The sequence below is a fragment of the Streptomyces sp. GESEQ-35 genome, from assembly GCF_017948485.1.
In the GTDB taxonomy this organism is placed as follows: domain Bacteria; phylum Actinomycetota; class Actinomycetes; order Streptomycetales; family Streptomycetaceae; genus Streptomyces.
In genome coordinates this window covers 1-11,955 of the sequence record NZ_JAFFSX010000034.1, presented here as the reverse complement: position 1 = coordinate 11,955, position 11,955 = coordinate 1, and the positions used below count along the sequence as shown (strand labels likewise).

The following is an 11,955-nucleotide window of genomic DNA, read 5'->3' as shown; positions in this document are numbered from 1 at the left end:
GCGAGCGGGACGGCGTCCGCCTCCCCGGCGCGAGAGAGTGCTCCACGCCCGCCCTCGGCGCACCGGCGTTCTCGCCACCGGCGCGCCGTCACCGGTGCCGCCACGCCCCATAGGCCCCCGCACCTCTAGACCCCCGCACCTCGCATGGCGCGACGATACGGAGCAGTCTGTAGGCGAATGTAGATAAATAACCCGGATATTCTCGTCACCCAGGGAGCACGTCCATGTCTCTCCCTCCGTCCCCGGGGCCGCCCCCCGCCCCCACCCCCGCACTGGGCCCCGTCCGGCTCGGTGACCGGGCACAGGTCGCGCTGCGGCCGGCCGAGTCCGCCCGCGTCACCGGCGGTTTCTGGCACGAGCGCCGACGCGTCAACGCCGAGGTGAGCATCCCCCAGGGCCCGGCCCTGCTGGACTCCGTCGGCAATCTGCACAACCTCCGGCTGGCCGCCGGAACGGCGACCGGCGAGTACCGGGGCGAGCTGCCCTTCCTCGACACCGATGTGACCAAGTGGCTGGAGGCCGCCTCCTGGCAGCTGGCGGACACGGACCGGAAGGAGGAGTTCGCGCAGGCCGAGGACATGGACCGGATGATCCGCCTGCTGGCCGAAGCCCAGCAGGACGACGGCTACCTTCAGAGCTACTACCAGGTGGTCAGACCCACACTTCGCTTCGTCGAGCTGCGCTGGGGCCACGAGCTGTACTGCGCGGGCCACCTCATCCAGGCCGCCGTCGCCCACCACCGGGCCACCGGACGCGAGGATCTCCTCACCGTCGCCCGCCGCTTCGCCGACCACATCGACGACACCTTCGGCCCCGGCAAGCCCGTCGACGGCATCCCCGGGCACCCCGAGATCGAGACCGCCCTGGTGGAGCTCTACCGGGAGACCGGCGAGCGGCGCTATCTGGACCTGGCCGGGTACTTCGTCGACCGGCGCGGGCACGGCCTGCTGCGCGACGGGCGCCCCATGCTGGGCGACGCACACGCCGTCGCCCCGGGCCCCGCGTACTGCCAGGACCACATCCCGGTGCGGGAGGCCGAGACCGTGACCGGCCATGTCGTACGACAGCTCTATCTGCTGGCCGGTGTCGCCGACGTGGCCGCCGAGACCGGCGAGCCGGAACTGCGCGCCGCGATGGAGCGGCTGTGGGAGGCGATGACCACCACCAAGACGCATCTCACCGGCGGCCTCGGCGCCCACCACGAGTCGGAGGACTTCGGCGACCCGTACGAACTGCCCAACGAGCGTGCGTACTGCGAGACCTGCGCGGCCGTCGCCTCGATCCAGTGGAACTGGCGGATGGCCCTGCTCACCGGCGAGACCCGCTACTCGGACCTGATCGAGCGCACGCTCTTCAACGGCTTCCTGGCCGGAGTCTCCCTGGACGGACTGCGCTGGCTGTACGTCAACCCGCTCCAGGTGCGCGACGGTTACGAGTCCCAGGGCGGGGACAACTCAGCGCGCCGCACCCCGTGGTTCACCTGCGCCTGCTGCCCGCCCAATGTCATGCGGCTGCTCGCGAGCCTGCCCCACTACCTGGCCACCACCGACGCCGACGGTCTACAACTGCACCAGTACGCCACCGGCTCGTACGGCGGACTCACCGACGGCGGCCGGGTCGCGGTCCGGGTGAACACCGACTACCCCTGGCAGGGCCGCATCGCGGTGACCGTCGACGAGGCGGGCACCGGGGAGTGGACCCTGTCGCTGCGGGTGCCGCACTGGTGCGAGCAGTACACGCTGGAGGTCGGGGCCAAGCCCGCCGACCAGGTGTCGCAGGACGGCTGGCTGCGGATCCGCCGCGCGTGGCAGCCCGGCGACACGGTCGTCCTGAACCTCGGCATGGAGCCGCGGCTCACCGAGGCCGACCCCAGGGTCGACGCCGTGCGGGGCTGCGTGGCCGTCGAACGCGGCCCGCTCGTCCACTGCCTGGAGCAGGTGGACCAGCCCGGTGCTCCCGGCCTGGACGACATCGTGCTCGACCCCACTGCGGGACTGACCGTCCAGCACCGCCCCGACCTGCTGGGCGGGGTCACCACCGTGATCGGCTCCGGCTGGCTGCGGTCCCGCCCCGCCGGACACGGCGGCTGGTGGCCGTACCGCACGGCTCCAGCCACCGGTCCCAAGGAAACCCCCACGGACCCACCTCTCGAACTGACCGCCATCCCCTACTACGCCTGGGCCAACCGCGAGGACGGCAGCATGCGCGTCTGGCTGCCCACGAGCTGAAGGCGACCCCCACCACCTCTTAAGGACCGCCAGTCATGAGAACCAGCAGAGCAAGGGCAGCGGGTGTGCTGCTGACGTCCGTGGCGCTGCTCGCCACCGCGTGCGGCGGCTCGGGCTCGGACTCGGACTCGGGTTCCGACTCGGGAACCATCACCCTGTGGGCCCGCGACAGCCAGAAGGGCTTCATCAGCCTCGTCGCGGACGCCTGGAACAAGGACCATGACACGAAGGTGAAAGTGACCGTCGTCCCCCAGGCCAACTTCGTCCAGAAGTTCGGCACCGCGGCCGCGGGCGGTTCCGGACCCGACGTCGCCTCCATCGACCTCGTGTATCTGCCGTACTTCGCCTCCACCGGCGTACTCGACGACATCACGGAGCTGGCGAACGAGCTGCCGTACAAGGACGGCCTGAGCGCGGCCCACCGCAGGCTCGCCACGTACAACGACCGTACGTACGCGCTGCCGTTCACCGCTGAAGCGTCCGTCCTCTTCTACAACAAGGGCCTGTTCAGGAAGGCCGGTCTCGACCCGGACAAGCCCCCGACGAACTACGCGGAGATCGTCTCTGCCGCGAAGAAGATCCGCGCGCTGGGCAACGGCACCTACGGGTATGCCATCGCCGGGCAGTGCGGCGGCTGCCAGGTCTTCGAGTTCACGCCGCACATCTGGGCCAGCGGCGGCGATGTGCTCAGCCCCGACGGCAAGAAGGCCCTGTTCGACACACCCGAGGTCACCGACGCCCTCACCTTCTACCGGACGCTGTACACCGACGGCACGATGCCGGCCCAGTCCAGGACCGATGCGGGAACCAACCAGCCCGCCGCGTTCCAGAGCGGCAAGCTGGGCATGACCCCGCTCGGCGCCTTCTTCGTGCAGGTCCTCAACAAGGACGACAAAGTCGACTACGGCGTCGCTCCGCTGCCCGGCAAGAACGGCGGCTCGGCCTCCTTCGCGGGCGGCGACGAGATCGCCGTCACCAAGAACGCGAAGAACAAGGAGCAGGCACAGGAGTTCATCAAGTGGACGACCGGCGAGCAGGCGCAGACGGTCCTCGCGGACAACGGCATCGTTCCGGTACGCACCGATCTGATCGACAAGATCTACACCCCGCTCGATCCCCGGTACAAGGTGCTCGGCGAGGCGATGGAGAAGGGCCGTACGCCGTACAGCACGGTCGAGAACGCGCTGTTCAACGACAGCAACGGGCCCTGGGTCAAAATGATCAACCGGGCGGTCTTCGACGGCGACATCGCCCAGGCGCAGGAGGAAGGGCAGAAGGCCGCCCAGTCCATCATCGACGACGCGCCATGAACGGAGACCGCCACCGCGGCCGCCGGCGGTCACTGTCCCGGGCCGGGCGGCGCCGGCTGGCCGGTATCGCGATGACGACACCGGCCCTGGCGCTGATCACGCTCTTCTTCTTCGTCCCGCTCGTCATGATGCTGTGGATGTCGCTCCACAACTGGCCACTGCTGGGAGAGCACCGCTTCATCGGCCTGGAGAACTACCGGGACGCCCTGCACGACACCGAGTTCCGCACCGCCGTGGTCTTCACGGTCAAGTACACGCTCATCACCACACCGGTGCTGTTCGTCCTCGGCCTCGGACTGGCCCTGCTGGTCCGGCAACGGCGCCGCGGTGCCCGCTTCTTCCAGGCCGTGTACTTCCTGCCGGTCGTGGTCGGCCTCGCCTCGGCAGCCTTTCTGTGGCTCTTCATGTTCCAGTCCGACATCGGTCCGGCCGGTGACCTCGCCGACCATCTCGGCCTCGGCAGCCGTACGACCAACTGGTTCGCCGGATCGAACTCCGCGCTGCTCGTGGTCATCGGCATGGTGACCTGGAAAATCGTCGGCCTTCAGATGCTGCTGCTGCTGACCGGACTCCAGTCGATCCCCGTCGATGTGGAGGAGGCCGCCCGAATCGACGGCGCGAGCCGCCTCCAGACCTTCCGTTACGTCATCCTGCCGCTGCTGCGCCCGACACTGGCCCTGGTCCTGGTCTTCTCCGTCGCCGGTTCGCTGCTCGCCTTCGACCAGTTCTACGTCATGACCGGCGGCGGCCCGTCGAACTCGACGATCACCGCGGTCTACGAGATCTACCGCACGTCCTTCATCAAGTTCCAACTCGGATACGGCTCAGCCCTGTCCGCCCTGCTCATGATCGCGCTCGTCGGGGTCAGCGCGGCGCAGATGCTGCTACTGCGCTCTTCCGACCAGTGAGGACCCGAAACCTGAGGAGAAGTCCGGTGGAGAGGGACCCCAAGGACCCCAGGAACCTGCCGGCCGCCATCCGCCAGTCGCTGCCCCGGACCGCCTGGTGGGCCGTCTGCGCCAGCTTGGCCGTGCTGTTCCTGTACCCGCTGTACGTGATGCTCTCGCAGAGTCTCAAGGCACCGGGCGAGGCCGCCGCCGCGCCGCCGACCCTTTATCCGCACGAACTGTCCCTGGACAACTTCCGGTCCCTGGGCGGTGACACGGGGATCAACATCCTGACCAATGCCGGCAACAGCCTGATCGTCTCGCTGGGCGCCACCCTGGCGACGGTGGTCCTCAGCACCGTCGCGGGCTACGGCTTCGCCCGGCTGCGCTTCCCCGGCAGCAACCTCCTCTTCTTCGCCACCCTGGCCACCTTCATGATCCCCTTCCAGGCGATCATCACCCCGCTCTACCTGCTCCTCAACAACCTCGGACTCCAGAACTCGCTCCTCGGACTGACCGCCGTCTACACCACCTTCCAGCTCCCCTTCGGGCTGTTCCTGATGCGCAACTCCTTCTCGGCGATCCCCCGCAGCCTGGAAGAAGCCGCACTGATCGACGGCTGCGGAATCCTCAGCGCGCTGGTCCGGGTCGTCCTGCCGGTCGCCGTACCGGGCCTCATCACCACCGCGCTGCTCACCTTCTTCGCCTGCTGGAACGAGTTCTTCGCAGCGCTGATCCTCGTCACCGACCAGGACAAATTCACCCTCCCGGTCAGCCTCAGCGTCCTCGCCAGCGGCAACCTCGGCAGCGTCAACTGGGGAGTCCTCCAAGCCGGCGTCGCGGTGACCATCGTCCCCTGCCTGGTCATCTACCTGCTGCTACAGAAGTACTACGTCGGCGGACTGCTCAGCGGCGCGGTGAAATAGGCCCCCCGAGAGGCCGATTGGGACACTGTCGACGATGACGCTCCCCCGCGAGCCGGCCGACGGGCCGCCGGGCATTCGTGACGACGCCGAAGCAGCTCCTGCGAGGTAACGGACTTGACCGCCCTCACGAACGGGCCTTCAAGGTCGTAGCGATCACAGGTGCCAGCAGCGGCATCGGCGCGGCGACGGCGACCTACCTCGCCGGCAAAGGGGCCCGGCTCGTGCTCGGGGCCCGACGTGAAGACCGGCTCAACGCGGTGGTGGACCAGATCACGGTCCAGGGCGGCTCGGCCGTCGGGGCCGTCATCGACGTGACGCGCCGCGAGGACCTCAAGCGCCTGACGGACACGGCGGTCGACCGGTTCGGCCGGCTCGACGTCCTGGTCTCCAACGCCGGCACGATGGCGGTGTCACCGTTTGACGAGCTGCGTCAGGACGACTGGGACGCCATGGTCGCAACACATATCACCGGCCTGCTGAACGGTATCGGGGCGGCACTTCCCGTCTTCCGGCGGCAGGGCTCCGGCCAGTTCGTCAACGTCGCCTCACCGCGGCCTACGTCGTGAAATCCCCGCAGGGCGTCTACGCGGCCACCAAGACGGCGGTGAAGGTGCTGACCGAGGGCCTGCGGCAGGAGTCGGGACCCCACCTGCGTGTCACCCTCGTCTCACCGGGGTTCACCAACACGGAAGGTGTGGGCAAGGGGGCGAGTCCCGAAGCAGCGGCGGCCACCGCCCAACAGCGCGACGAGATCGCCATCCCGCCCACCGCCATCGCATCAGCGATCGGTTACGCGATCGAGCAGCCTGTCGGCATCGACATCAGCGAGATCGTCGTCCGGCCTACCGTGCAAGCCTGACGCCCAGCACAGTTGACGCGGGCCTGGCGCTCCGCTGGACCGCGAGGCCGCGCACGGCCTGCACCCTGCCGGCAAACTCCCGTCTCAGCCCGTCGCCCATCCCGCATAGAACAGGCCGAGACCGACGATGACGCACACGCCCTGGATGGTCCAGAAGCGGACCACGACCAGAACTTCGGACCAGCCTTTGAGTTCGAAGTGATGCTGTAGCGGCGCCATCTTGAAGACCCGCCTGCCGGTCGTCTTGAACGAGCCGACCTGGATGACCACGGACAGGGTGATCAGGACGAACAGGCCGCCCAGCAGGGCGAGCAGCAGTTGGGTACGCGAGCAGATGGCCAGGCCGGCCAGGGCGCCGCCGAGGGCGAGTGAGCCGGTGTCACCCATGAAAATCTTGGCGGGTGAGGTGTTCCACCACAGGAACCCGAAGCAGGCGCCCATGAGCGCCGAGGCGATGACGGCGAGGTCGAGCGGGTCGCGGACCTCCATACAGGAGGCGGGGTTGGTGAGGTTCATCGCGTTGGCGCACGAGTTCTGGAACTGCCACAGGCCGATGAAGGTGTATCCGCCGAAGACCATGACCGAGGCGCCGGTCGCCAGCCCGTCCAGACCGTCCGTCAGGTTCACCCCGTTCGACATGGCCAGGATCATGAACAGCGCCCACACGACGAACAGCACCGGCCCGATGGTCCAGCCGAAGTCGGTGACGAAGGACAGCCTCAGGGAGGCCGGGGTCTGGCCGCGGTCGTCCGCGAACTGGACGGCCAGGACGGCGAACAGGATGCCGACGATCAGCTGGCCGGACATCTTCGCCCCGGCCCGCAGCCCCAGCGAACGCCGCTTGACGATCTTGATGTAGTCGTCGAGGAATCCGACGGCGCCCATGCCCGCCATCAGGAACAGGACCAGCAGGCCCGGGTAGGTCACGCCCTCGCCGGTGACGACCTTGGTCAGTGCGTACGCGATGAGAGTGGCCAGGATGAAGGCGATGCCGCCCATCGTCGGCGTTCCACGCTTGCCGTGATGGCTCCGTGGCCCGTCGTCCCGGATGAACTGTCCGTACCCCTTGCGAGCCAGCAGCTTGATCAGCAGCGGGGTGCCGATCAGGGTCAGAAAGAGGCCGATGGCCCCGGCGAACAGGATCTGATTCATCGGACGGCTGTCTCCCCCTCGGTGTTACGCACTCCCCCTTACGGAACCACGCGTCCGGCCACGGCGTCGGCGAGGGGACTGCAGGACGGTGGTGTCCATTGTTCTGGGCCGCCGAACCGCGCCTGCTCGTCGGCTCACAGGAGACCGGATCGGATCGCGCTGGCCACCGCATGGGTCCGGTTGCGCAGGCCGAGCCGGTTCAGGACGGTGGACAGAACATTCTTGATGGTGCGTTCCGAGTAGGCGAGCTTCTCGCCGATCTCCCTGGTGTCGTGCCCGTCGGCCAGCAGCCGCAGCACGTCGAGTTCCCGCTGTGACAGCCCGAGTCCATTCATACCGCGCTGCGCGATCAGCTCGTCGCGGAGCTCGCGCACCTGGGTCAGGAGGTTTCCGAGCATGTCCGCCGGCATCGCCGCGCCACCGGCAGCCGCACAAACGACATAGTCGGTCAGCAAGTCGGTCGTTATCGCCGAGCGGAGCACGACCGCGACCACGCGGCATTGCACGGTGGTCAGCAGGTCCCCTTCGTCGAGGTCGTCGACGACGAGGACGACGGGGACGCCCAACTCGACGGCCTTCCGGCGTAGTCGGGTCGCCGACGCGGGATCGAACCGGTGGGTCGCGTACAGCAGGACGTGCGCCCGGGCCGGATCGCCTGGGCCGAGAACCTCGACCTTGCCGCCCGTCTCGATTTCCAGCAGGTGCGCAAGGCCGATACGAGAGAGGTGATCAGGCGAGTCGATGACGACCCGGACACTATCCATGGCAAGCTCCCGCCCGGTTCCAGAGATGTCGTGGACGACGTGATCCGCTACCGACGATGGCGCGACCAAGAACGCCTTCGCGTCGGTGAAAGCTACGTATCCCGGTGGCCGGAGAGCCGGCCGGGCAGTCGCCTGCACCTCACCCCCTGCCGATGCCCCCATCTTGCATCACGCGTCACTAAGTGACAAACTGTCCTTCAAGGACGCAAGAAAGGTTGGCGGCTCCATGGCTACGGAGAAGAGCGGCGGCGGGGGCATGAGTGACGTGCGCCGTACGCGACTGCGGCTGGAGATCTCCCGGGACGCGGCCCGCCTTTTCTGGGAGCAGGGGGTGGCCGCGACGAGCGGGGACCAGATCGCCCAGGCCGTGGGCCTGTCCACGCGGACGATCTGGCGGCACTTCCGCAGCAAGGAGAGCTGTGCCGAGCCGATCGTCATGCAGGGCGTCGTCACGTTGATGAGCGTGCTCCGCGGCTGGCTCCGGGAGACCTCCTTGGAGGACCATCTCGCCGCGGAGCTGACCAGGCTCGGCCACGAGAAGCCGCCCGTCGACCTCGCCGACGAGATGCTCGCGATGAAGATGATCCGCCTCGCCGACACCGAGCCGGCGCTCCGCACGGCGTGGCTGATGGCCTGCGACGAGATGGAACGAGAGATGAGTTCGGTCATCGGCTCCCGGCTCGATCGCCCGTCCGACGACCTGGAGGTACGGATGCACGCGGCCGCCGCCGTGTCGGTCGTGCGGGTGATGGACGAGCACATCGGCGCCGCGATCCTCGCCGGTGCCGACCCCGCGGAGTTCGGCGACGTGAAGGCCCTCGCGCGGCGGTACGCCCAGGCGATCCGCGCGGCCACCGGCGACGCCGTCACCTGAGCGAGCCGTGGCCGAGCCAGTCGTCCGCAAGTCGTCCGAGCAAGTCGTCCGAGCAAGTCGCCGACTCCGCCCGAGACCATCCCACAGGGAGATTCCGTATGACCGCCGGTCCGCGCAAGAGCCCGTCGCCTATTACCGTCGAGGACTTCTTCGAGGCCCCCGTACGCGCCGGCGCGTCGATCTCGCCCGACGGTTCGAGAATCGCCTTTCTGGCACCGTGGCGTATTCGCCGAACTCACCTTCGGCGGAAAGCTCGTCGCCGAGGGCGGCAAGGTCGTCCGCCCGGCCGTCGAGCCACCGTCCGACCCCTTCCTGGCCGACGTATGGCACGACGTGTCCGCGGACAGGCCCAAAGGCTGGCTCTCGCTCGTGCACAACAAGGCGCACACGGCGGAGGAACCCGTCCGCGACCAGCTCGCCGCGACACACGCGATCACGGTCCGGCGCGAGAAGCGGCTCGGGCTGGTCCCCGTCGACCGGGTCACCGTCGACGACCCCCGTCCGGTACGCACCCTGCGGGACGGGGTACGCGACGCCGTCCTGCGCGGAGCCGGTCACGCCTCGACGAGCCCGACGGAGGAGGTCACCATGGCCGTACTCGCCGCCGAGGCCGAGGTGACGAGCGTCTTCACCGGCAAGGAGCGGCGCGAGCACGCGCAGACGCTCAAGGCGCTCGCGGCACGGGTCGACGACGCCGTCCCCGGCCTGCGCACGGCACTGCGCGACTCGTACCTGTCGAGCGTGGTGGTCGGGGGCGGCTGGGGCAAGTGACCACGTGCCGCTCCTGAGGGCGGCCACCGGCTGTAGGGCGTCCGGTGGCCCCAGTCCCTGCCGGGAACGCTCTCGCCCGAGCCGCGCGGAATCAACCGGGTCCGCAGGCGTACGACTTGGTCCGAGCTCGTGTCGCCCGCCATACGGCGGAAGAGAATCTCCGCCGCGGCACGACCGGCCTCGGCGCACGTCGCGCAACGCCCGCAACACCGCGTAAGCGCATAGGACGTTGCCCGTGAACGTGCGGTCATGGGGTCGGGCCCACAATGCCCTAGCTTTCATGGTTCGCCGCACCTTTGACTCTCGTGGCGTACCCGGCCCGGCGGGTCTGCTCCACGGGCGTGAGCAGTCTGCCGGCGGGCGTGATCCTTTCGTGCCCCTTACTCGGCGGCGGCCTGAGCGTCCAGGGCCATCGCGGTTTCCAACGAGATCAGGCGCGCGTTCTGCAGCGTCGCGACCTCCCAACGGTCGTTCTGCCACACCACCGTGAGCAGTTGCATGAAGTAGCGGCTCGACAGCGGCTCCTGCTCGCCCGGCATCACCATGCCGACGCGGTGGTGCACCACGCCGCAGCCCGGGCGGACGATCCGGGCGAACGGCACCTCGCCCCGCACCAGCCGGGACCCCTTCAGTACCGTGTCGAAGAGCGGCTGATTGAAAGCGATCACCGCCTCGCGTCCCTTGTGAACGGTTCCCTCGAAGTCCACGAGCTCGGCGTCCTCCGCGAAATCGGCGACGAACGCGGTGGCGTCACCATGGTTCCAACCCTCGTTCATCCGGGCCGGGATCGCGCTCATCGCTTCGACCGACTGTTCCATGAGATCGCCTTTCTGCTATTTACGCTTTCAGTCACCATCCTCGGCGGGCCGGTCAGCGGACGCATTGACCATCTGTGCGCGGTAGTTGGACGTGAGTGCCACCGCGTTGTACCCGTAGGTGGCCTTGAACAGTCGGCTGAAGTGCGCCGGATCGGCGAACCCCCAGTGGGCGGCGACGGCTGCGACAGTGCGGTCGGTTCCGGCCAGGTCAGCGTGGCACCGCTCCAGGCGCCGCCGGCGAATCAGGGCCGCCACCGTCAGAGGCTGGTTCTCGAAAAGCTTGTGCAGTTGGCGTACGGACATGTGGTGCGCCGCGGCCACCTTCGCCGGGCCGAGATCCCGGTCGGACAGCCTCGCCTCGATGAAGCCGACGATCCGGGTGCGCAACGCGTCGTCGGCAACCGGACGTGAGTTGCCCAGCTGAGCCGAGAGCGCCACCGCGATCAGCTCGATCACTGCGGCCGCCGACCTGTCCGCCTCGTCGGCGCGGAACCCGTCCAGGGATCGCGCCATGTCCCGTGCGAGCGAGGACACCAGGGCCCCGGGGCCGCGGTCACCGCGAATGCGCACTCCGGCCAGCCGGGCGGCGTCGTCCGGTTTGAGCCGCAGCGAGCGCCGCGGTACCAGCATGGTCACGTGCGTGGTCGCGGTACTGGCGAACCGGACCGGCCGCACCGGGTCGATCAGGACCAGGTCGGCGGGCCCGAGCACAGCAGTGCTGCCGCCCTGCTCGGCACGCACCCGTCCTCGCGTCACCAGCTCGATCTGCCACAGCTCGCTGTCCTCGGCGCGAGCGGACTGCGCGTCCCGGAAGCACTCGCCCTCCGGGGTCACCAGCTCGGCCAACCTCAGGGGCCCCAGGTCACGGGTCACGACGTCGGCGCGGAATTCGTCGCCGACGTGCCGTCGGCCACGCAAGGGCGGCAGGCCGCTTGTCGCGAGAGTCTCCAGGAAAGCGTCAGCGCTGGTCATGCAACGTCAGCGCACGCGACGCACGGGCCCGCCGGGAACGTCGTGCCCCGGAAAACCAGGCGCATCAGCTCACGCTGCCTGAGGCTGTCGATTTCCCCTTTGCGGCACTCCAGCTCCTGCATGAATCCGATCCTCGCACGGCCCGAGCTCGGGTCATGTCCCCCACCGGCTGCCGAAACAGGTCCGCCGCAACCCCTGGCAACTCCCCTTTGCCGTGCGGCTTTTCACCCACTGCCGCCGCTCCACCGACCGTGCGGCACGGGAACTGACGAAACGTCACGACCAGATCGCGTCCGCCGAACGTCTTGTGGTCGGCCTGCCGCTGCTGCGTGAGGCGGGTCACGGTGGCCGGGGACAGGCGGGCTGCGGAGCCGAGGAACCGCCTCGTCCCTCT

10 protein-coding genes and 2 pseudogenes are annotated in these 11,955 nt (G+C 68.7%); 8 read left to right on the top strand and 4 right to left on the bottom strand.

The genetic code is table 11. The features are described from left to right. Window positions 1–224: 224 nt before the first annotated feature. The 5 genes and pseudogenes from KCH87_RS42430 to KCH87_RS42410 all read left to right on the top strand — a co-directional run bounded on the left by KCH87_RS42430 (window position 225) and on the right by KCH87_RS42410 (window position 6,210). Complete coding sequence (locus KCH87_RS42430) at window positions 225–2,228, top strand: glycoside hydrolase family 127 protein (RefSeq protein WP_210593285.1); 2,004 nt, start codon at window positions 225–227, stop codon at window positions 2,226–2,228. A 35-nt stretch (window positions 2,229–2,263) separates the two neighbouring features. Further along, window positions 2,264–3,538, top strand: a complete 1,275-nt coding sequence (locus tag KCH87_RS42425; RefSeq protein WP_210593284.1) for a sugar ABC transporter substrate-binding protein — start codon at window positions 2,264–2,266, stop codon at window positions 3,536–3,538. After that, window positions 3,535–4,446: a carbohydrate ABC transporter permease gene (locus KCH87_RS42420; protein WP_247197640.1), complete on the top strand. Its 912-nt coding sequence runs from the start codon at window positions 3,535–3,537 to the stop codon at window positions 4,444–4,446. Before KCH87_RS42425 ends, KCH87_RS42420 begins: the two co-directional genes overlap by 4 nt. Window positions 4,447–4,472: 26 nt before the next feature. After that, on the top strand, window positions 4,473–5,351 hold the full coding sequence (locus KCH87_RS42415) for a carbohydrate ABC transporter permease (protein WP_210593283.1): 879 nt from the start codon (window positions 4,473–4,475) through the stop codon (window positions 5,349–5,351). Window positions 5,352–5,449: 98 nt separating this feature from the next. After that, a pseudogene (locus tag KCH87_RS42410) lies at window positions 5,450–6,210 on the top strand (SDR family oxidoreductase). 84 nt (window positions 6,211–6,294) lie between these two features. On the opposite strand, the gene mraY reads toward KCH87_RS42410, so the two are convergent. Together mraY and KCH87_RS50590 are read right to left on the bottom strand one after the other, a co-directional pair. After that, complete coding sequence (gene mraY, locus KCH87_RS42405; protein ID WP_210593282.1) at window positions 6,295–7,362, bottom strand: phospho-N-acetylmuramoyl-pentapeptide-transferase; 1,068 nt, start codon at window positions 7,360–7,362, stop codon at window positions 6,295–6,297. Between the two features lie 134 nt (window positions 7,363–7,496). Further along, window positions 7,497–8,264, bottom strand: a complete 768-nt coding sequence (locus KCH87_RS50590) for a LuxR C-terminal-related transcriptional regulator (protein WP_210593281.1) — start codon at window positions 8,262–8,264, stop codon at window positions 7,497–7,499. A gap of 88 nt (window positions 8,265–8,352) precedes the next feature. On the opposite strand from KCH87_RS50590, the gene KCH87_RS42395 reads away from it, so the two are divergent. Together KCH87_RS42395 and KCH87_RS42390 are read left to right on the top strand one after the other, a co-directional pair. Next, entirely contained in the window at window positions 8,353–9,000 is a 648-nt protein-coding gene (locus tag KCH87_RS42395; RefSeq protein ID WP_247197639.1) for a TetR/AcrR family transcriptional regulator, read from the top strand. A gap of 237 nt (window positions 9,001–9,237) precedes the next feature. Further along, window positions 9,238–9,771 (top strand): annotated as a pseudogene (locus tag KCH87_RS42390) (GPP34 family phosphoprotein); the annotation flags it as partial. 380 nt (window positions 9,772–10,151) lie between these two features. On the opposite strand, the gene KCH87_RS42385 reads toward KCH87_RS42390, so the two are convergent. Together KCH87_RS42385 and KCH87_RS42380 are read right to left on the bottom strand one after the other, a co-directional pair. Further along, a complete protein-coding gene (locus KCH87_RS42385) occupies window positions 10,152–10,589 on the bottom strand; it encodes an SgcJ/EcaC family oxidoreductase (protein WP_210593280.1) in 438 nt (145 codons plus the stop codon). A 27-nt stretch (window positions 10,590–10,616) separates the two neighbouring features. Beyond that, complete coding sequence (locus KCH87_RS42380) at window positions 10,617–11,561, bottom strand: helix-turn-helix domain-containing protein (protein ID WP_210593279.1); 945 nt, start codon at window positions 11,559–11,561, stop codon at window positions 10,617–10,619. A 214-nt stretch (window positions 11,562–11,775) separates the two neighbouring features. Here KCH87_RS42380 and KCH87_RS42375 point away from each other — a divergent pair. Then, on the top strand, window positions 11,776–11,955 hold a 180-nt coding region (locus tag KCH87_RS42375), incomplete at its 3' end, for a hypothetical protein (RefSeq protein ID WP_210593278.1).

Excerpts from the sequence above, each read along its gene's own strand:
- KCH87_RS42430 (WP_210593285.1), top strand. The coding sequence starts at position 225 with ATGTCTCTCCCTCCGTCCCCGGGGCCGCCCCCCGCCCCCACCCCCGCA.
- KCH87_RS42385 (WP_210593280.1), bottom strand. The coding sequence starts at position 10,589 with ATGGAACAGTCGGTCGAAGCGATGAGCGCGATCCCGGCCCGGATGAAC.
- KCH87_RS42425 (WP_210593284.1), top strand. The coding sequence starts at position 2,264 with ATGAGAACCAGCAGAGCAAGGGCAGCGGGTGTGCTGCTGACGTCCGTG.
- KCH87_RS42380 (WP_210593279.1), bottom strand. The coding sequence starts at position 11,561 with ATGACCAGCGCTGACGCTTTCCTGGAGACTCTCGCGACAAGCGGCCTG.
- KCH87_RS42420 (WP_247197640.1), top strand. The coding sequence starts at position 3,535 with ATGAACGGAGACCGCCACCGCGGCCGCCGGCGGTCACTGTCCCGGGCC.
- KCH87_RS42395 (WP_247197639.1), top strand. The coding sequence starts at position 8,353 with ATGGCTACGGAGAAGAGCGGCGGCGGGGGCATGAGTGACGTGCGCCGT.
- mraY (WP_210593282.1), bottom strand. The coding sequence starts at position 7,362 with ATGAATCAGATCCTGTTCGCCGGGGCCATCGGCCTCTTTCTGACCCTG.